At 67.7% G+C, this 19,799-nt stretch carries 13 protein-coding genes; 6 read left to right on the top strand and 7 right to left on the bottom strand.

Annotation, left to right across the window (positions count from 1 at the left end; all coding sequences use genetic code 11):
• The first annotated feature begins 8 nt into the window (after positions 1-8).
• The 5 genes from AC3A3W_RS11135 to AC3A3W_RS11115 all read left to right on the top strand — a co-directional run bounded on the left by AC3A3W_RS11135 (position 9) and on the right by AC3A3W_RS11115 (position 6,883).
• The gene (locus AC3A3W_RS11135; protein WP_487442771.1) at positions 9-2,507 is read left to right on the top strand and encodes a helicase-associated domain-containing protein; all 2,499 of its coding nucleotides are present in this window, start codon (positions 9-11) and stop codon (positions 2,505-2,507) included.
• Positions 2,508-2,520: 13 nt separating this feature from the next.
• Positions 2,521-4,167, top strand: coding sequence for a DNA repair helicase XPB (locus tag AC3A3W_RS11130; RefSeq protein ID WP_487442769.1), 1,647 nt, complete (start codon positions 2,521-2,523; stop codon positions 4,165-4,167).
• Positions 4,168-4,230: 63 nt separating this feature from the next.
• Positions 4,231-4,944, top strand: coding sequence for a response regulator transcription factor (locus tag AC3A3W_RS11125; RefSeq protein ID WP_205653428.1), 714 nt, complete (start codon positions 4,231-4,233; stop codon positions 4,942-4,944).
• Positions 4,945-4,946: 2 nt separating this feature from the next.
• A complete protein-coding gene (locus AC3A3W_RS11120; protein WP_487442767.1) occupies positions 4,947-6,476 on the top strand; it encodes a sensor histidine kinase in 1,530 nt (509 codons plus the stop codon).
• A gap of 116 nt (positions 6,477-6,592) precedes the next feature.
• Positions 6,593-6,883 (top strand): WXG100 family type VII secretion target, encoded by a 291-nt coding sequence (locus AC3A3W_RS11115; protein ID WP_205653430.1) that lies wholly within the window; start codon positions 6,593-6,595, stop codon positions 6,881-6,883.
• 4 nt (positions 6,884-6,887) lie between these two features.
• On the opposite strand, the gene AC3A3W_RS11110 is transcribed toward AC3A3W_RS11115, so the two are convergent.
• The 6 genes from AC3A3W_RS11110 to AC3A3W_RS11085 all read right to left on the bottom strand — a co-directional run bounded on the left by AC3A3W_RS11110 (position 6,888) and on the right by AC3A3W_RS11085 (position 12,768).
• Positions 6,888-7,877 carry an RNase H family protein gene (locus AC3A3W_RS11110; RefSeq protein WP_487442765.1) on the bottom strand — a complete coding sequence of 330 codons (990 nt, stop codon included), beginning with the start codon at positions 7,875-7,877 and terminating at the stop codon, positions 6,888-6,890.
• Positions 7,878-8,059: 182 nt separating this feature from the next.
• Entirely contained in the window at positions 8,060-9,688 is a 1,629-nt protein-coding gene (gene groL / locus AC3A3W_RS11105; RefSeq protein ID WP_205653432.1) for a chaperonin GroEL, read from the bottom strand.
• 289 nt (positions 9,689-9,977) lie between these two features.
• Positions 9,978-11,195: an ABC transporter substrate-binding protein gene (locus tag AC3A3W_RS11100; RefSeq protein ID WP_487442905.1), complete on the bottom strand. Its 1,218-nt coding sequence runs from the start codon at positions 11,193-11,195 to the stop codon at positions 9,978-9,980.
• A gap of 128 nt (positions 11,196-11,323) precedes the next feature.
• Positions 11,324-11,527 (bottom strand): cold-shock protein, encoded by a 204-nt coding sequence (locus AC3A3W_RS11095; protein WP_205653434.1) that lies wholly within the window; start codon positions 11,525-11,527, stop codon positions 11,324-11,326.
• Positions 11,528-11,686: 159 nt separating this feature from the next.
• Complete coding sequence (locus AC3A3W_RS11090; protein WP_487442762.1) at positions 11,687-12,355, bottom strand: LytR C-terminal domain-containing protein; 669 nt, start codon at positions 12,353-12,355, stop codon at positions 11,687-11,689.
• Positions 12,356-12,405: 50 nt separating this feature from the next.
• Complete coding sequence (locus tag AC3A3W_RS11085) at positions 12,406-12,768, bottom strand: DUF3263 domain-containing protein (protein WP_487442760.1); 363 nt, start codon at positions 12,766-12,768, stop codon at positions 12,406-12,408.
• 107 nt (positions 12,769-12,875) lie between these two features.
• Here AC3A3W_RS11085 and AC3A3W_RS11080 point away from each other — a divergent pair, with 107 nt between their 5' ends.
• Positions 12,876-13,694 (top strand): uracil-DNA glycosylase, encoded by an 819-nt coding sequence (locus tag AC3A3W_RS11080; protein WP_487442759.1) that lies wholly within the window; start codon positions 12,876-12,878, stop codon positions 13,692-13,694.
• Here AC3A3W_RS11080 and AC3A3W_RS11075 read toward each other — a convergent pair.
• Complete coding sequence (locus AC3A3W_RS11075; protein WP_487442757.1) at positions 13,666-19,728, bottom strand: Ig-like domain-containing protein; 6,063 nt, start codon at positions 19,726-19,728, stop codon at positions 13,666-13,668. The genes AC3A3W_RS11080 and AC3A3W_RS11075 overlap by 29 nt on opposite strands.
• Positions 19,729-19,799: the final 71 nt, after the last annotated feature.

The following is a 19,799-nucleotide window of genomic DNA, read 5'->3' as shown; positions in this document are numbered from 1 at the left end:
TTGGACTGATGTCCCTTATTCGCGCGCTCAGCAAGGAACTGGAGGCACGCAGCGACGCATCGTTGCGGGCCCTGTTCGTCGCGCGACCGGACCTGATGTCGCCGGGCGTACCGGATTTCGCGGCGCTGGCGGCCCGTGCAAGCGCCCGGGTCAGCGTGCAGCGGGCTCTGGAACGCCTCAACCGGCCTCAAATGCAGGTGCTGGAGACCCTTCACCTTTGCACGAACACCGATACCGGGCATAGCGCGTCGGCCGCGGGCGTCAAGAAACTGATCGCAGGCGCTTCTTTGGCCGCTGTGGAACGCATCCTGCTCTCGCTCCAGGAGCTGGCGCTGGTCCACCGTGCCGAGCCCCCTCACACTGCCAGCCCATCTGCCCATCGGCAGCGTTTCTACCTGCCGGTCGGCAGCCTGAAGGACGTCGTGGGAATTTATCCCGCCGGGCTGGGCCGCAGCTACACCGAACTGGTCCGGCTGCAGCCGGCGTTCGCCCAGCGCGTCGTCCAGCTGGTCGGCGAACTGCACCGCACCGGTGCGGCGATCCAGCCGGCCACCACCCCGATGGAGGCAGCGCTGGCGCTGCAGCACTGGACCTCCTCGCCGGAGGCCTTGCGTGCCATCCTCGCCACGGCACCGGAACGCACGACGGCGCTGCTCGCCCGGTTCAGCAATTGGGCCATGGGGGCGGTCCCCCAGGCGCAGCGGAAAGCATCCGTCATCGGCGAGGGGCACGACGTCGGGCCGGTGGACTGGCTGCTGGCCCGGGGCCTGCTCGTGCCGCTGGACGCGGCGCACGTTGAACTGCCCCACAGCGTCGGGATCTCCCTCCGGGGCGGCGCCGTGATCGACAATTTCTCCCTCACTCCTCCCAAGCCCACGCTGGGAACCACCACCGCATCCCTCCGCCGCAACGCCGCCCTGGGCGCAATCGCCGAAACGCTGCGGCTCACCGGGGAGCTGCTGCATGCGGTCCGGGAGCAGCCACTGGCCACGCTGCGAAGCGGCGGGGTGGGCATTCGCGAAATGCGACGGCTTGCCGATGCCTTGCGGGCGGACCAGCATACGGCCGCCGTCCTTCTGGAGTTCTGTGCCCTCTCGGGGCTGGTCCGGCTGGATGTGGACAGCTCCTGCTGGGTTCAGCCGCCCGACCTGGAGTGGCTGGGACTGCCCCGCCAGGAACAGTGGCTGTGGCTCGTCAATGCGTGGCTTGCCAGCGAGCGCGCCCCCTCCCTGGTGGGCCAGCCGATCAACGGCCAGCCCGCCGGACCGCCGAACCACCGCACACCTGCCGCGACCGTCGTCAATGCGCTGTCCGCCGAGGCCCAGCGGTCCGATGCGCCCGTGGTCCGCAAACGAATCCTGGAAATACTCCAGGAACTGACACTCGAAGCCCAAGCTCCGGACGGCACTGCTCCCGTCCTCAACGCCGACGCCGTGCTGCAGCGCGCCGAATGGCAGCAGCCGCGCATGACCCGGCGCTTCAGCTCGCTGATCCGCGGAGTCCTGGCGGAGGCAGAGCTGCTTGGCCTGATCGGGTCCGGCGCCCTCAGCCAGCTGGGGGCGGCCATCGCGGCCGACGCTCCGGACGACGCCATGGACATCCTCGGCGAACACCTGCCGGCCGCTCTGAACCATGTCCTGCTCCAGGCGGACCTCACCGCTGTTGCCCCGGGGTATCTCAGTCCGGAACTGAGCCAACAGCTGCAGCGGATGGCAGACGCCGAAGGGCAGGGTCCGGCCACCATCTACAGGTTCTCCGTGCAGTCCATCCGGCGGGCCCTGGACGCAGGACAGGACGCCGCCACGATCCTGGACTTCCTCCGAAAACACTCGGCCACCGCCGTTCCGCAGCCCCTGGAGTACCTCATCGAGGACACGGCCCAGCGGCACGGAAAGCTGCGCGTGGGCGCCGCGGGCAGCTTCATCCAGAGCGACGACGAAGCCGCGCTCGTGGAGCTGGCCGGCGAAGCCGCGGCGGCCTCGCTGAACCTGGTCCGGATCGCCCCCACGGTCCTGATCTCCCACGCACCGCCGCGGCAGACGGCGCTGGTGCTGCGCGGGCTGGGACTCTCACCCGCCGTCGAAGAACCGGATTCCGCCGTCGTGCGGCTGAACCGCACCGCACCCGTTGCCGGGGCGGGCGCACGCCCGGTATACAGTGCGCCGCGGACGGCTCCGCCCGACGCCGACATCACCGCCCAGCTCGCGGTGCTGCGCAGCCATGCGGCCGCGGCCAGCTCCAACGGCCACCGGCCGGGCGCCGCCCTCAACGGCGGCGAGGAAGCCACGCAGCTGGGGCTGGAGACCTTGAGGAAGGCCATCCGGCTCAAGCAGCGTGTCACCATGAACGTGGTGGACAGCCTCGGGAATGCGCGGCTGGAAACCGTTGTTCCGGTATCCGTAACCGGCGGACGCGTCCGCGTCTTTGACCCCGCGAAGGACACCGAGCGGGTGCTGTCCATCCACCGGATCATCGACATCGAAGCAACAGGGGAAATGCACCCGTGAAGGATTTCGCCGCGTGAACGACGGACCGCTGATTGTCCAAAGCGATAAGACCATCCTCCTGGAAGTCGACCACGAGCAGGCCACCGAAGCCAGGCACGCCATAGCGGCCTTCGCTGAACTGGAGCGCGCACCTGAGCACATGCACAGCTACCGGCTGACTCCCCTGGGTCTCTGGAACGCGCGGGCCGCGGGCCTCGACGCCGAAAAGGTCCTGGACACACTGCTCAAGTACTCCCGCTTCCCCGTGCCGCATTCGCTGCTCATCGACGTTGAAGAGACCATGTCCCGCTACGGGCGGCTGCGGCTGGAAAAGGATCCACAGCACGGCCTCGTCATGCGGACCAGCGACTACCCCGTCCTCGAGGAGGTCAGCCGCGCCAAGAAGATCCAGCCGCTGCTGGGACCGCGCATCGACGGTGAGACCGTGGTGGTCCACTCCTCCCAGCGCGGCCAGCTGAAGCAGCTGCTGCTCAAGATCGGCTGGCCCGCGGAGGACCTGGCCGGATATGTCGACGGCACACCCCATCCGATCATGCTGGACGAGTCCGGCTGGAAGCTGCGGCCGTACCAGCAGCTGGCGGCGGAGAACTTCTGGGCCGGTGGCAGCGGAGTGGTGGTGCTCCCCTGCGGCGCCGGCAAAACCCTGGTGGGGGCCGCGGCCATGGCCACCAGCTCCACCACCACGCTGATACTCGTCACCAACACCGTTTCCGCGCGCCAGTGGAAAGACGAGCTGCTCAAACGGACCTCACTCACGGAAGCCGAGATTGGCGAATACTCGGGCGCCGTCAAGGAAGTCCGGCCCGTCACCATTGCCACGTACCAGGTGCTCACCACCAAGCGCGGCGGACTGTATCCGCACCTCGAGCTCGTTGACGGGAACGACTGGGGCCTGATCATCTATGACGAGGTCCACCTTCTGCCCGCGCCGATTTTCCGGATGACGGCGGACCTGCAGGCCCGGCGCCGTCTGGGCCTCACGGCCACCCTTGTCCGCGAAGACGGCCGCGAGGGTGAAGTCTTCAGCCTCATCGGCCCAAAGCGCTACGACGCGCCGTGGAAGGACATCGAGGCGCAGGGTTACATCGCCCCCGCCGACTGCGTGGAGGTCCGCGTTGATCTGCCCCGCGACGAACGCGTCGCCTACGCCATGGCCGAGGACGCCGACAAATACCGGCTGTGCGCCACGTCGGAAACCAAGACCCTGGTGGCGGAGCAGCTGGTGGAAAAGCACCAGGGCGAACAGGTGCTGGTGATCGGCCAGTACATCGACCAGCTCGACGAGCTCGGCGAGCGCCTGAACGCACCGGTGATCAAGGGCGACACCTCCGTGAAGGAGCGCCAGAGACTCTTTGACGCATTCCGTGCCGGCGAGGTCCAGACGCTCGTCGTCTCCAAAGTGGCGAATTTCTCGATCGACCTTCCCGAGGCGTCCGTGGCCATCCAGGTGTCCGGTTCCTTCGGTTCCCGGCAGGAGGAGGCCCAGCGGCTCGGCCGGCTGCTGCGGCCCAAGCAGGACGGCAGGGCAGCGCGCTTCTACTCACTCGTGGCCCGGGACACCCTGGACCAGGACTTCGCCGCCAAACGCCAGCGGTTCCTGGCCGAACAGGGGTATGCGTACCGGATCATGGACGCCAAGGACGCCGGCGCCGTGGGATAGGCCCCACCGAACACACAACATTCATCCAGAAAACTCCCAGTTTCTGGGAGCATCATGGGAACTATGAAAAAGAACGGTGCCGAAGCCAAGCTGCTCGTGGTCGATGACGAACCCAACATCCGCGAGCTGTTGTCCACGTCGCTGCGCTTCGCCGGATTTGAAGTGGTGTCCGCCGGCAACGGGCGCGATGCCCTGGCCGCCGCCGAAGCCCACGCGCCGGACCTGGCCGTGCTGGACGTCATGCTCCCGGACATGGACGGCTTCACCGTCACGCGCCGGCTGCGCGCCGCGGGCAAGCACTTCCCCGTCCTCTTCCTGACTGCCAAGGACGATACCGAGGACAAGGTCACGGGACTCACCGTGGGCGGCGATGACTACGTCACCAAGCCGTTCAGCCTCGACGAGGTGGTCGCCCGGATCCGCGCGGTGCTGCGCCGCACCCAGCCCATGCTGGATGATGACGAGGCCGTCATCCGCGTTGACGACCTGGAGCTGGACGACGACGCCCACGAGGTGCGCCGCGGTGGCACCGTGATCGAGCTGTCCCCCACCGAGTTCAAGCTGCTCCGCTACCTGATGCTCAATCCCAACCGCGTCCTGTCCAAGGCGCAGATCCTGGACCACGTCTGGGAATACGACTTCAACGGCGACGCCTCGATCGTGGAGTCGTACATCTCCTACCTGCGCCGCAAGGTGGACATCGATCCCGAAGCGCCGGCCCTGATCCAGACTAAGCGCGGCGTGGGTTACGTCCTGCGGACAGCAGAAAAGCGCTGACATTGCTCGAGCGTTGGAAGTCCGCCACACTCCGGTCACAGCTGGTGGCCATCATCATGGCGCTGATGCTGGTAGCCCTCGCGGTGACGGGGGCGGGTACGCTGACGCTGCTGCGGACGTATCTTGAGGGCCAGGTGGACGACAAACTCCGGGCCGCCGTCCAGTCGGCCGAGCGGCAGCGGTCCTTCAACCAGCTGATCGCGCCGAACCCTGTGGTCCCCACCGACTACACCGTCACGGTCTATTACCCCGGTTCTGTGGCAAGCAATCTGGACGGCAAGCCCGACCGCCCGGCCATCGATTCCATCTCCCTGGATGAAGCCCGGCAACGCGGGCTGAAGCCCTATCAGGTCCGGGGCAGCGACGGCAAGAACTGGCGCGTGGTCGCGGTGAGCGTGGTCGACAGCGACCAGGAGCGGGCTGTCGTGGTTGTCGGGCTGCCGCTCTCTCCGGTGGACGAAGTACTGCGCCATGCCACACTCGTGGTCGGTGGCGTGGGCCTGCTGGCCATGATCCTGGCCTCCTTTATCGCGTCCTGGACCGTGACCAGGTCGTTCAGGCCGCTGGCCCGGGTCGAAAAGACAGCTGCAGCCATTGCGGCCGGGGACCTGTCGCGCCGCGTGGCAGTGGAAAACCCTGCCACCGAGGTGGGCCGCCTTGGACGGTCGCTGAATGCCATGCTCGCCCACATCGAGGCCGCCTTTGCCGCCCGGATGGCCTCGGAGGACCGGATGCGGCGCTTCGCGGCGGACGCATCCCATGAACTGCGGACTCCGCTGGTGACCATCAGGGGCTACTCGGAGCTCTATCGCCACGGTGCCCTGCAGTCCGACGAGGACATTGCCAGTGCCATGGGCCGGATCGAGAGCGAGGCCAAGCGGATGGGCTCCATGGTGGAGGACCTGCTCCTGCTTGCCCGGCTGGACGAGCAGCGGCCGCTGCAGCAGAAGCCTGTAGACCTGCAGCTGCTCGCCCATGACGCCGTCGTGGATACCCAGGCCAGCGACAGGGCCCGCAGTATCACGCTGCTGGGACTCGACGGTGGAAACGCCGTGCCTGCTCCCGTGCTCGGCGATGAGGCAAAGCTCCGCCAGGTGGTGGGCAACCTCGTGGGCAACGCCCTCCGGTACACGCCCGAAGGGACGCCGATCGAACTCGCCGTCGGCGTACGGACGGGTGAGGATGGGGAACGGCGGGCTGTACTCGAAGTCCGCGACCACGGACCCGGCATTCCGGACAGTGAAGCGCCGAAGATCTTCGAACGCTTCTACCGGTCGGACACGTCCCGCACGCGCGACACCGGCGGCAGCGGCCTGGGCCTGGCGATCGTGGCCGCCATCGTGGGCTCACACGGCGGCTCCGTCCGGGTGAACGCCACCGAGGGCGGCGGGGCCACGCTGGTGGTCAGCCTTCCCCTCCGGGACGAATCACGGGAAGCCCCCAGCGGGGACGGGGCGAGCGAGGATCTCGGAAGCAGGGACGACGGGCCGGACCGGGGAAGCCACGGCGGCGGGCAGGTTATCCACATATAGGGATTTCCTGTAGTGGCTGGGATGGCCGTGTTCGTAGGCTCGACCCAGCGGGCCGGACCGCCTGCCCGCCACCGGTTATCCAGTGCCGGTCCAACGCGCGTCGAGAGGCACCAGCCATGAGCATCATTTCCGTCGATACCGAACTCCTCCAGGTGAAGTCAGCAAACGTCAAGGCCACCGTCGACCGCATCAGCGCCGACGTGCAGGCGATGAAACTCGGCCTGGACGAACTCCAGGCCACATGGCGGGGTTCGGCAGCCACCAACTTCCAGGCGCTTGTCACCGAGTGGACCCTGACGCAGGGGAAGGTCGAAGCGTCCCTGGCCTCCATCAACCTCGCGTTGTCCTCCGCGGCCTCCACGTACGCACAGGCGGAGCAAGGCAACGCCCAGCGCTTCAGCTACTAGCCTGTCAGGCCTCCGGCGTGCCTTGGTGGAAGCGGAGGCGCCACTGTCCGCCGTCGAGGACCCACACGGAGCTCCGAAGAGCGGCACCGTCGCGTGAGTGGCTGCGGTAGGTCAGCAGGATGGTGTCCGCGCCGATCCGCTCGGCACCAATCAGTTCCAGCTCCATCGGGCTGCCGGGGCTTTCCTCCAGCGACATCATCATGGCGTCGCGGGTCCAGACCCTACCGGAGCTGCCGATCTCCATGAACTCCGGATGCAGGAGCACGCCTATCCGGCCAATATCGCTGCGTACGTCCGGGCGGAGAAGCTCACGTTCCAGCGCCTCGACGGTCTGTTCCGGGCTCGGGTTGCTGCCCCGCGGCGCGGCGAATGCGTCCGCATCCAGCTCGCTGAAAAGGTCCGGCTCCGGTTCGCTGAAATAGTCAGGCTCCGGTTGGCCGAAAAGGTCCAGTTCCGGTTCGCTGGAAAAGTCCGGTTCTTGGGTCTCATCGGAGTCCTCGCCGCCAGCCGGTGCGCCGGGGGCATCCGCTCCTCGGAAGCCTGGCCCGGACCGTGCGGCGACTCCCTGCTGGTAGGCCAGGGCAACGGCCCGGGCGCGCTCGTCCGCTGCCTCGTTGAGGTCGTGGCCGGCGTGGCCCCTGACCCATTCGAAGGTGTACTTCCGCCCCACCAGTTCCCTGTCGATGTCCTTGAGGAGGTCCACGTTCAACACCGGCTTGCCGTCGGCCTTGCGCCAGCCCTTGCGCTTCCAGCCCGGCATCCATTTGGTGATGCAGTTGATGACGTACTGGCTGTCGCAGAGGATGTGCAGGTCCTCCTGCGGGACATGGGCCGTGGCGCGGAACAGGTCCAGCACAGCCATGAGCTCACCCTGGTTGTTCGTTCCGTGCGGCCACCCTCCGGCGCGCCAGCAATCGTCGTTCACATACCAGGCCCATCCGGCCGGACCGGGATTTCCTAAGGCCGAACCGTCGGCCGCTGCTGTAATCGTCACGAATCCATCCTGCCAGACCCTGCCGACACTGAAATTCAGCCTCCCGCTGGAACGGGGCGCCGCACCTTCCGGCACTCGCAGGCGGCGCCGTTAACGAGCAGCGGCGGCCCCACCCTAAGGTGGGACCGCCGCCGCCTGACGCGTGCTTCACCGGGAAGCTTCAGCGAATGGACGTCCGGGGGTTAGAAACCGCCCATGCCGCCCATCTCGTCGCCGCCGCCCATGGCCGGAGCGTTCTTCTCCGGCTTGTCGGCAACGACTGCCTCGGTGGTGAGGAACAGTCCGGCAATGGAAGCCGCGTTCTGCAGGGCAGAGCGGGTTACCTTGACGGGGTCGTTGATGCCGGCAGCCAGCAGGTCGACGTACTCGCCGGTTGCGGCGTTCAGGCCGTGGCCTGCGGGCAGGCCGCGGACCTTGTCGACCACAACGCCAGGCTCGAGGCCGGCGTTGAAGGCGATCTGCTTCAGCGGAGCATCGATGGCAACGCGGACGATGTTCGCACCGGTTGCTTCGTCGCCGGTCAGGTTCAGGTTGGCGAATGCCTTGAGGCCTGCCTGGATCAGGGCAACGCCACCGCCGGCGACGATGCCCTCTTCAACAGCAGCCTTCGCGTTGCGGACGGCGTCCTCGATGCGGTGCTTGCGTTCCTTGAGCTCAACCTCGGTTGCGGCACCGGCCTTGATGACTGCAACGCCGCCGGCCAGCTTGGCCAGGCGCTCCTGCAGCTTCTCGCGGTCGTAGTCGGAGTCGGAGTTTTCGATCTCGGCGCGGATCTGGGAAACGCGGCCGGCGATCTGGTCGGCGTCGCCGGCACCTTCGACGATGGTGGTCTCGTCCTTGGTGACAACCACCTTGCGGGCGCGGCCCAGGAGTTCGAGGCCAGCGGTCTCGAGCTTGAGGCCAACTTCCTCGGCGATGACCTGGCCACCGGTGAGGATGGCGATGTCGGCGAGCTGGGCCTTGCGGCGGTCACCGAAGCCCGGAGCCTTGACGGCAACGGACTTGAAGGTGCCGCGGATCTTGTTGACGATCAGGGTGGCCAGGGCCTCGCCCTCGATGTCTTCGGCAATGATCAGCAGCGGCTTGCTGGACTGCATGACCTTTTCGAGGACAGCAACCAGTTCCTTGACGTTGGAGATCTTGGAGTTGACGATCAGGATGTACGGGTCCTCAAGGACCGTTTCCTGGCGCTCGGTGTCCGTGACGAAGTATGCGGAGATGTAGCCCTTGTCGAAGCGCATGCCTTCGGTGAGCTCAAGCTCCAGGCCGAAGGTGTTGGACTCCTCAACGGTGATGACACCTTCCTTGCCGACCTTGTCGAGGGCCTCGGCAATGAGGGCGCCGATTTCGTCGTCACCGGCGGAGATGGAGGCCGTGGCGGCGATCTCTTCCTTGGTTTCGATTTCCTTGGCGTTGTCCAGCAGTTCGCGGGTTACCGCTTCAACTGCCTTCTCGATGCCGCGCTTGAGGGACAGCGGGTCAGCGCCGGCCGCGACGTTGCGCAGGCCTTCCTTGACGAGGGCCTGGGCCAGCACGGTTGCGGTAGTGGTGCCGTCGCCAGCGACGTCATCCGTCTTCTTGGCAACTTCCTTAACCAGCTCGGCGCCGATCTTCTCGTAAGGATCGTCCAGCTCGATCTCCTTGGCGATGGAAACACCATCGTTGGTGATCGTGGGGGCGCCCCACTTCTTTTCGAGGACGACGTTGCGTCCACGCGGGCCGAGGGTGACCTTGACGGCGTCGGCGAGGATGTTCAGGCCCCGCTCAAGACCGCGGCGTGCCTCTTCATCAAATGCAATGATCTTGGCCATAACGGCAGTAGTCCTTTCGGGACAGTCGTTAAGAATGAACCTTGCTGCGGTGCCCGCGACGGACGATCGTTCCTGCAGGCCTCTGTACGCCGGCAGTCCGGATCTCACCCCAACCAGGTATTTCTTCGCTCCATACTCGGCCGCTGACCTCGCTGGCGGCCTGGGCCGGGCGACGCGGTTAGCAGTCGATATGCAGGAGTGCTAATCAATAATTAGCACTCCCCCGGGGAGAGTGCAAGCAGTGGCCGCGAAAACCGGGCCGCTCCCGGGGCGGCTTCGCTGCCAGCGATCAGCCCGCCGCCCGGCTCGCTGTTTCGCTGCCGGTGAGTTTCGCCCTGTTGTCCGCGCCGTAGGTGAACACCATGTACTTGGCCACCGTCACGTCGCCGTTCGCATCGAACCGGACCGGGCCTGACTCGCCGTCATAGTCCACGGCCGTTCCCGCCCTGACGCCCGCCAGGCACTCCTTGTACGTCCCGCATACCGCGGGCTTGCCTGCCGGCTGGGGGCCCGCGGCGGCGGAGCCCCCGGATACGGCGATGAGTTTCGCGGCCACGGAGGCGCCGGCGTCGTCATCGGCCGCGGCGGCCGCCAGTGCTGCGAGGTTGACCGCATCGTAGGTCTCCGCAGCGAAGGTCATGTCTTTGAGGTTCTTGTCCACGGCCACGAGTTCGCCCTGCAGATGGGCCGAGGGGAACACCCCGGAGACGATTCCGCGGGCGCCCTCCAGCGCCCGGGAACCGAGGTCCGAACCGTATTGCCTGAAGGCACCGTCTGCCAGGATCAGCTGCTTCCCCGACAGTCCCGCGTTGTGGAGTTCTGCGATGGCGCCCTGCGCACCCCCGCGGGCAACGACGACGACGGCGTCCGGGGAGGCATCCGCGGCAGCCGCCGCGGCCTTCTGGGCATCGCCCGCCTTGAAGCCCGCCGTGGTCACCGGCTCGAGCCCGGCACCCTTCGCGGAGGTCGAGACGGCCGCCGACACGTCCGTGCCATAGACGCCCTCCTCGTGGACGACGGCAAGGCTCTTGGCGCCGCCGTCCTTGGCCAGTTTCACCAGCACGGCAGCCTGGGCGGCGTCGGCCGCCGCGGTGCGGAAGTAGTACCCGCCGCTCCGGTACTGGCTCAGCTCGCCTGCCGTGTTGGCGGGCGAGATGAGCGCGACTTTGGCCTTGGACAGCACGTCGATGGCGGCGGGGGCGCGGCTGGAATCGGTGGGCCCGATCACCACGTCGGCCTTGGCGTCCACTAGTTCCCGCGCCTGCGCGCCGACGTCACCGCCGATCTTTTCCGGCAACAGCTCGACGGGCCTGCCTTTGTGGCCTCCGGCCGCGTTGATCTCCTGCACGGCCAGCTTGGCGGCTGCCAGCTGGGCGCCGTTCAGGAAGGCCTGCGTTCCAGTGCTGTCCAGGATCAGGCCGATCCGGAAGGTGCCGTCGCCGCTGGCTTCCACTGACGCAGTCCGGGCGTTGTCGGCTGACCCAGAGCACGCGCCCAGCACCAACACGGCAGCAGCACACCAGGCAGCAGTACCCCAAGCCGTAGTACCCCAGGCTGCGGTGCGGGCGGACCCCGTGGTTCCCGTCCGCCGTCGGGCGGTCACTTGGGCAAGCCTCCGCACGGCGCGGGCAGCCACTAGGCGGGCCGGACGTTTTCGGCCTGCGGGCCCTTTTCGCCTTCGCCGACCTCGAGCTCAACCCGCTGGCCTTCCTCGAGGGCGCGGTAGCCGTCCACCTGGATGGCGGACCAGTGCACGAAGACGTCGTCGCCCGTGCCGTCAACGGTTATGAAGCCGTAGCCCTTTTCAGCGTTGAACCACTTCACGGTTCCCAATGCCATGATCTCCACACTTTCAGATTGCTTCCGTAAGGCCCACTTCAGTGTGTGCCGTGAATTACGCGCCGAAGACTCAAAATCACTCTATCCACTGCGCCCCTGCGCGAGGCAGACGGACAGCCGGACCCGGGCTCAATAGTTATTCAGGCGTAACCCACAACGTCACTGGAAGCCGGGTCCCAGCACCACGGCAACGGATGTCTCGAATCCTGCGCTCTCCACGAGTGTGGTGATGTTCAGCAGCTCCCCGAGGGCCTCGGCCCTGGCTTTGCTCTCCGCACCGGAGTAGAAGATGACGGACTCCTGCTGCGGTGCGCCCTGCCAGTTCGCGACCTGGCCCAGGGTCCACCCGTCGGACTGGAGGGTGGCGCCGACGCGGCCCGCCAGGCCGGATGTCAGCGTGCCGTTGTAGACCGAGACAGGGAGTGCCTTGTCCACGTCTGAGGCGAGCGGTTCGACGGATGCCGGATCGGATGCGGGGGCCGATGGGGATGCGTCCGCCGATGAATCATCGGACGGCAACGGGTCATCGGACGCCGGGGCGTTGGCCGCCGAGGCGCCGGATGTGCTCGCGGCCGCGGAGGGCGTGGCCGAGGTGCCGGCGGACGGCGAGACGGCCGCATCTTTGGCTGACGACGGGCCGGCAGCGGCGTCGAAGCCGAGCTGGGGAAGCAGGACAAACGAGGCCAGGCCAACGGCAAGGGCACCGGTTCCCACGCTCAGCACGGGCCACAGACGCGGGCGCCTGGCTGCCGCCTCGGAGCGGTGTACGCCCTGCCGGGAAGTGACCTCGGGGACCCTGTCGAATTCGTCCCGGGCATAGTTGGTCATGGTAAAAGTGACGTCCTTGTTGGTCTTTGCCGGCAGTTCGGCACTGGCGGTTACGCGTCGGACCCCAAACGGCGTGCAGTGCGGGCCCGCTGACGTGACGTACGTAGTCTACGCAATCTCTTGACCAGCATGGGGTCGTGCGCCAGCGCATGCTCGGTATCGATGAGGGCGTTAAGGATCTGGTAGTAGTGCGTCGCGGAGAGGTCGAACAGCTCCCGGATGGCCTGCTCCTTGGCTCCAGCGTACTTCCACCACTGCCGCTCCAGCGCCAGGATCTGCTGCTCCCGCTCGCTCAGCGGCGAGTCCCTCAGCTGGAAGTCATCCAGCAATGACCCGCGCCGCGGCCCGGTGGCCGCCTCCGCGCCTGCCGCCGTGGACTGCTCCGCGAGATGCTCCTGCAACGGCTCGGCCACTGCGCACTCCTTCGCTGATTTCGGTGAAAAGTCCAGCCTCCATGTTACGGAGTAATAACAGCATTGTCATTTACGCCGCGTTACGCGGTGCGGCCGCCGCTGGGAGAATGATCGGTGTGACTGAACCTGAACCCCTCTTCGAACTGCTGCCGTCCGACGCGGCGGGCCCGGGATTCGCTGCGATGGCAGGGATGCCGCTGGAGGACCTCGTGGCCGGTGACTGGGCCCGGGCGCTGGCCGGGGTGGAGGACGAACTGAGGTCGGTCCTTTCCTTCCTGGCAGGCGAGGTGGCGGCGGGACATCAGGTGCTGCCGTCGCCATCGAACGTCCTGAGGGCATTTCGGCGGCCGCTGGCGGACGTGCGGGTGCTGATCGTGGGCCAGGACCCGTACCCGACTCCGGGCCACGCGGTGGGTCTGGCCTTTTCCGTGGACGGCCGGACACGGCCCATCCCCCGCAGCCTGGCCAACATCTACAAGGAGCTGGAGTCGGACCTGGGGTACCCCGCGAGGGTCCACGGCGACCTCGGTTCCTGGGCAGACCAGGGCGTGCTCCTGCTCAACAGGGTCCTGAGCGTCCGTGAGGGCGCTGCAGGATCGCACCGCGGCAAGGGCTGGGAGATCATCACGACGGCGGCGGTTTCCGCCGTGGCCGCCCGCCGCACGGCCGACGGCGGCAGGCCCCCGTTGGTGGCGGTCCTGTGGGGAAAGGACGCCCAGGGCATGCTCCCGTTGCTGGGCGAAACCCCCGTGGTGGCCAGCGTCCACCCCAGCCCGCTGTCAGCCTCCCGCGGCTTCTTTGGTTCGCGGCCGTTCAGCCGCGCCAACACCCTGCTCGCAGAGCAAGGTGCCGGCGCGGTGGACTGGGAACTTCCGGCGCTGGCTCCGGCAGCAGGGGCTACTGGCAGGTCAACGGCTGGCCGCTGAGCGTCTGGCCCGCGATGCGCACATGGCGTGACGCGGCGTATCCGCTCTTCACCACCCATTGGTTGGCCGGGGAGCCGCGGAATGTGTACTGCGCGTTGGTGCCAGCGCAGTTGATCGGACGCACCTGGCCGTTGGGCATCCACTCGCCGCCGTCCGCGAGGCAGTTCACCTGGTTGTCGGCTCCGCTTGCCTGGTAGCTGGTCCAGGCACAGAGGCCTCCGAACTCGCCGTTGACCGTAAAACTGACGTTTTGGTACGTCCGGCCGCCGGCCCGCAGCACGTCGCTGCGGTTGCCGTCGCTGTCAACCGTGGTGATCAGCACCTCCACGTTCTGGTCCGGCTGGTCCCCCGCGAAAATCTCGCCGCCGCCGGCGGGCAGTACCCCGGACGGCCCGGTTCTGCCGTCGTCGGGATACCGGCTGCTCCATTCGAACTTCGCCACGGGCCTGCCGTTGGCCGCCGGCGGCGCAACCGTTGTCCGGACCTGCGTGTTGCCGTGGTGGAATCCGTCAGTGATCGCCTGGAACGGCTTCCCGAAGGGAGCCACCGGGTTGGCGTCAGTGAAGGGGCCCGGATAGGCCTGGCCGTCCACGACGTTGGTCGCGCGCACGCCCACGGTGTACGTGCCGTTGTTCGCCAGCCCCGGGATGACCCTGTTGGAAGGCACGGCAGCGACCGGGCCCCCGTTCACCCGGTACTCATAAACGGTTTCCCCCGCAGCGGCGCCGCCGGTGGCGGCCGGCGCGGTGAATGCCAGCTGGGCGCTGTTGTCCCGCGGTTCCGCTCGCAGCCCGTTGACCGGACCCGGAGCCCCCACGGCCCGCCGGGGATCGGACGGCGCGCTGGCGCCCGAATATCCGGCCTTGTTCCGGGCGGCCACCGTAAAGGTGTAGCCGGCGTCGGAGTTGCCGACGGTGAAGACGGCAGTGGTCCGCCCACCTCCAACCACCTGCGACGCGTCCGGCGAACCGGGATGGGAGGACACCACCGTGTACTCGGACACGGCATCGCCGTTGCCGTCCGGCGCGACCCAGTTGACCTGGATGACCGAGGTGCTGGCCCCCGACGTTGCGAGCGTGCTGCTCGGCCGGCCGGGAACGGCAGGCACGCCGGCCGGGATCTCGGCGGCCGAGAACGGGCTCCAGTCCGACGGCGTGGGGGCCTTGTTCTTCGCCCGCACCTGCACGCGGTACGACGTGCCGTTGGCCAGGCCGGTCCAGGTGTAGCTCAGGCCGGGGCCGGCCGTCCGCAGAGCTGCACCCGCCGGCGGGGCCGGCGAGATCTGGAGTTCGTAGCCGCTGACCGGCGAGCCCGTGGTCCTGGCCGCCGGCCAGCTGACCTTAAGCTGTTTGTCCCCGAACTGCAGCGTCGGCGCCTGGGGCGCCTCGGGCCGCTGATCCGGGCGTGCAGGCGCGGAGGGCGCCGAGGCTTCCGATTCTCCGATGCCGTTCACGGCGACCACGCTGAAGGTGTATTCGACGTCGTTGGTCAGCGACCCGATGGTGCAGGTGTTGGCGGGGCACAGCTTCGAAACGCCGTTGGTACCGGTCACCCTGTAGCCGGTGATGGCTGATCCGTTGGCAGCTGGCGGCGTCCACGTCAGCACCACGGTGCTGTCCCGCACCTCGGTGGCCACGGGGGTCCCCGGCCTGTCCGGCTTCGCCTTGACCGTCAGCCTGATGCGGCCCTCGGCCTGGCGCCGGGGGTCGGCCGTTTTGTCCTGAACCCGGTATTTCACCACCATGGTTCCCACGAACGAATCCGCGGGGCGGACGTCCACCGCATCCCCTGACACGGTGGCGCTGCCGTTGCCCGTCTCCACGGCTGCGCTGACGAGTTTCAGAGGGGCGTCGGGGAACGGGCTGACGTCGTTGGCCAGCACCCGGACCTGCCGCGCTTCACCGGCCCTGGCCTCGGCCACCTCGTCGTCGTTGGCCACCGGCAGCGGACGGAGCGACGGCGTCAGCTCAACCTGGACCGCCGCCTGGGCCGAAAGGCCGCGGGGGTCCGTCACAGTCAGCTGCAGCGCGCCGCCCGGCTCCGGCGCATCGGCGTCGGCCCTGATTCTCAAAGACATTCCCTGCACGCTGGCAGTGACTCCCCGGGGAGGCTGGCCACCCAGCGCGACCTTCAGTTTCCCGCTGTCAGCGGGGTCCGGATCCGACACCAGGGGCTCGAGGTCCACCACCGTTTCCTCCCCCTTGACCACGGCGGCGCGGGTGGAGGACACGGCCGGCGGGTGGTTTCGGTTCGGATCCGGCAGCACGTTGATGCCCACTGTCAGCACCGAGGTCAACGTGCCGGGCGCGTCGACCGGACCGTCGGCCACCTCGAACGTCAGCGACGCCGGCCCGGCGTAGTCGTCGGCGGAAGTGAAAACCAGGGACGTTGCATCCTTCACCAGCGGCTTTCCGTTGCCGGCAACCGCCGAAACGCGGGAGTCCACCGTGATCCTGGGGGTGCGGCCCTGGCGGACCACCACGGCGTCCTCCAGGTCGACCGCCAGTTCCGCGCCGCTCACCACTTCCAGGGGTGCAGGGCTCTTGAGCGCAGGGCGCTGTTCGGAGGTGCCGGGCACGTGGATGAACGCCGTGGATGCCAGCCCGTCGAGGTCCGTGACGGTGTAGGGGATGATCCGGGGTGCGGGCAGCAACGTGATGTTGACACGGCCGTCAGCGCGCACGGCGGCGTCGGTGGTTCCTGCGGCCAGGAGCACCTTGAGGTCGGAGGTTACGCCGTCGGGGTCCACGTCGTTCGTCAGAACGGGAACGTCCACCGCGGACTTCCCCAGCGTCTCGGCGAAGGACACCCGGTCGTCGCGGGAAACCGGCGCTTTCCTCGGCGCGGCGGGGGTGACATCGACCTTGACGGTGCCCGTAGCCTGGCCTCCCCTGCCGTCGGAAATCCGGTAGCGGATCACGACGGCGCCCGTGGCGGCCGGCGCTGTGAACCTCACCTTTCCGTCTTCCACGGACGCGTTGAGCGCCGCCTCCGCTTCAGTCCCGCCCCGGACGAGGGCCAACGCATCGCCGTCTGGATCTGAATCGTTGTGCAGCACGTCGATGGCGACGTCTCTGTTGGGTTGGACGGCCAGGGCGTCGTCGGCCGCCACGGGCTGCTGGTTGGCGCCGGCGGCGGGACCGATGCCTACCGCCACGGTGGCTGTGCTGCGTACCCCGAACGGGTCCTCCACAACGTAGCTGAAGGCATCCTGGCCGGAGGCTTTCGCAGCGGCTGTGTAGTCCACGTAGGTGGCGCCGACGGTGACGGTTCCGGAGGCGGGGGCCTTGTCCAGCCCGACCAGTGACACGGAGTCGCCGTCGGGGTCTATGCCCTCCAGGGGAACGTGGATGCGGGTGGTGCGGCCGGCGATCGTGCGGGCCGTCAGGTTCTTCGGTTCCGGCCGGGAATTCTGGTCCGCGCCGCCGCCTTTGATCCGGATGGTGACCTGCGCGGAGGCCTCCTGTCCGTCCGGACCCTGCACCACGTAGATGCCGTGCACAGTCTTCGCGGTGGGTCCGGCCTTGAACCGCAGGACGTCACCGGAAATGCCCAGCATGCCGTCCGCCGCTTCCACTGTTTGCGCGAGCTGCGGTTTCAGCGTCAGCGCCGCGCCGTCGGGATGGCCGTCATTGGCCAGCACGTTGACCGTTGCCACGTCGTTGGCGCGCACGGTGATTTCATCCGGGACAGCGCGCGGCGGCCGCAAGCGGGCCGGGGCGGGCACCGGCTGCACCGTCACCTCACCCACGGCGCTCTGCTGCCCGTTGGACACCGTGTACGTGATGACGGCGGGCGCCGCCAGGCCCCGCGCATCGGTGATCTTCAGGACGCTGTGGTCCAGGACTGCAACGGACAGCGGCGATCCGTAGGGAACGTTGACCGATTGGATGACCAGCACGCCGTCCGCGGGGTCGACGTCGTTGGCCAACGCATCCACAAGGGTCTGGCCGCCGTGCGGAAGCCGCGCGACGTCCCGGACTGCCACCGGGGCACCGGACCCGCCGTTGGTGACATCGATCCTGACGAGGCCAAGCTGGCTCGCCGGTCCGTTGGTCACCTGGTAGGTGACGTAATAAGTGCCCGCCGAAGCGGCGTTGAAAACGAAGGTCCCGGCGTCGTAACGGGGGGACACCCTGGCCGCGGGCGGTCCTTCGATCCTCGCCAGCCTGAGGGTGGAACCGGCGGGGTCGAAGTCGTTCTCCAGGGGGGATATCACTGCGTCCTGGCCTGCGACGGCGCTTATGTGGTCAGGGTTTGCCACCGGCGGCAGGGTTCCGCGTGCCAGCACCTCCACGGTGACCTTGCCCTCGCTTTCGGTCCGGCCATCGGATACCCGCAGGGTTACCTCCTTGCGGCCGAGGGTGGTTCCGACGTCCTGGAACTGCAACAGTCCGTCCGGCCGCACCTGGACCTGGTCATCGCCGTTGCCCGCTGATGCTGCCTTCAGGAAAAGATCATCGCCGTCCGGATCAGTCCAGTCCGTCAGGACATCCTGGCTGACGGACTTTCCCTGTTCGAGCAGGATGACGGTCCTGCGCTTTTGCGTCGGCGGGCCGTTCTCCGAGTCCTTCCGCACGGCAAGGGTGACCTTGGCCTGGGCGCTCTTGCCGCGTCCGTCGTCCACCTGGTAGGCGAATTCGGAGGTTCCCGTGGTTCCTTCCGGGACGGCGATTTGCAGGGCAGATCCGTTGTAGATGGGTTGTGCCGTGGCGTTGCCAGGCCCGGAGCCCTGGACCTTCACGGTCAGCAGGTCACCGTCGGGGTCGGAATCGTTGTCCAGCGGGGTCAGCAGCGTGGTCTTGCCCGGCCGGACACCGAAGACGTCGTCCTGGGCATTGGGCGCGCGGTTGGGTTTGGTACGGTCCGGCAGCTGGTTCAGCGGATTCTGGTCGGCGGCGTCTTCCTTCTCCTCCTCCGAGCGATTCGGCGGCGCCTGCAGGTCCTGCCAGTTGTTGACGAGCTGCATGGTCTGCTGCACGAGCCAGACGTTGCCGCCGCTGGTGTCGTTGAGCACCACGACGCTGCGGTTCACCCTGAAGACCAGGTCCGATTCGCCGCCGGCCCCGGGCACATCGGTCAGCTTGTCTCCGCCGTCGTCGGTGCAGTCGCGCAGATAGACGTTGCTCTTGTTCCAGGCTGCGTGGACGCAGCCGTCCAGCTGCACCGGGCGCACGGGTTTTCCGTTCCTGCCTGCGGCCTTTACGGATGGCTCCACGCCGTCCAGCGGCTGCCCGATCAGGCTGTTCTGTGTTGCCACCGCCACGAAACTGCTGGCGGGTCCTGCCTGCTGCAGGCGCGCCCCCTTGCCGTCCGGGATGTCGACGGTCCTGCCGCCGGGTAGGAAGAGCCTGCCGGAATCGCTGTCGAGGAGCACGGCCTCGTTCCCCACTGTCGTGAGCTGAAGGTTCCTGGCGGCGGAAAAATCGGCGTACGAAGCGGTGGCCTTGTTTCCGGCGGTTCCGTCGGGTTCCACCGTTATGCGGCTGACCTCGTGGGCGGAGGGATCGGCAATGTAGGCAGCTCCGTCCGCTCCAATGAGGGCCTGCAGGTCCGGCGCCCCGGAAATCACCGGTTCTGAGGTTTTCCTGTCGAAGCCGCCCAGGCTGTCGGTCGAGGCCAGCCAGGCTTCGCCGGTTTCCGGGTCAGCGAAGACAAAGGCGCCCTGGCCCGCCGAGGCGGTGACGCCGTTGGGAAGCCTGACCGGTTCGCCCAGGCGCATGGCCGCCGGGTCCACAGGGGTCAGCGCGCTGCCCTCGTCCACGAACACCTCGCCGGCATGCTGTTGGATGTCGAAGCCCGCCCCCGGCGGCGTCACGCCGCCGTCCAGGGTCTTCGAGGGATAGTTGAGCCGGGCGGTCATCCCCATGCTTTTGTTGGTCACCCAGACGCCGCCGTCGTTGAGATCTACGTCGGCTGACTTGACCCCCGGATAGAGGATCGCCGCGGCCGCCACGACCGCCGTGACGGCGGACAGGCCCGTGGCCTGCAGCAGCCTCCCGCTCTTGGCGAAAAACCTACGTGGTTTTGGCATGGGAGTCCCCCGGTTGGCAGCAGTGAAGTTCCCGTCAATTAGACCAACACCCGCAGTAATCTAGCGAACCC

Source organism: Arthrobacter sp. Soil_N43 (genome assembly GCF_057655195.1).
This window is presented reverse-complemented; position numbering and strand designations above follow the sequence as displayed.

Coding starts and splice junctions, on each gene's coding strand:
- AC3A3W_RS11135 (WP_487442771.1), top strand. CDS start 9: ATGTCCCTTATTCGCGCGCTCAGCAAGGAACTGGAGGCACGCAGCGAC.
- AC3A3W_RS11125 (WP_205653428.1), top strand. CDS start 4,231: ATGAAAAAGAACGGTGCCGAAGCCAAGCTGCTCGTGGTCGATGACGAA.
- AC3A3W_RS11115 (WP_205653430.1), top strand. CDS start 6,593: ATGAGCATCATTTCCGTCGATACCGAACTCCTCCAGGTGAAGTCAGCA.
- groL (WP_205653432.1), bottom strand. CDS start 9,688: ATGGCCAAGATCATTGCATTTGATGAAGAGGCACGCCGCGGTCTTGAG.
- AC3A3W_RS11095 (WP_205653434.1), bottom strand. CDS start 11,527: ATGGCATTGGGAACCGTGAAGTGGTTCAACGCTGAAAAGGGCTACGGC.
- AC3A3W_RS11090 (WP_487442762.1), bottom strand. CDS start 12,355: ATGACCAACTATGCCCGGGACGAATTCGACAGGGTCCCCGAGGTCACT.
- AC3A3W_RS11080 (WP_487442759.1), top strand. CDS start 12,876: ATGATCGGTGTGACTGAACCTGAACCCCTCTTCGAACTGCTGCCGTCC.
- AC3A3W_RS11075 (WP_487442757.1), bottom strand. CDS start 19,728: ATGCCAAAACCACGTAGGTTTTTCGCCAAGAGCGGGAGGCTGCTGCAG.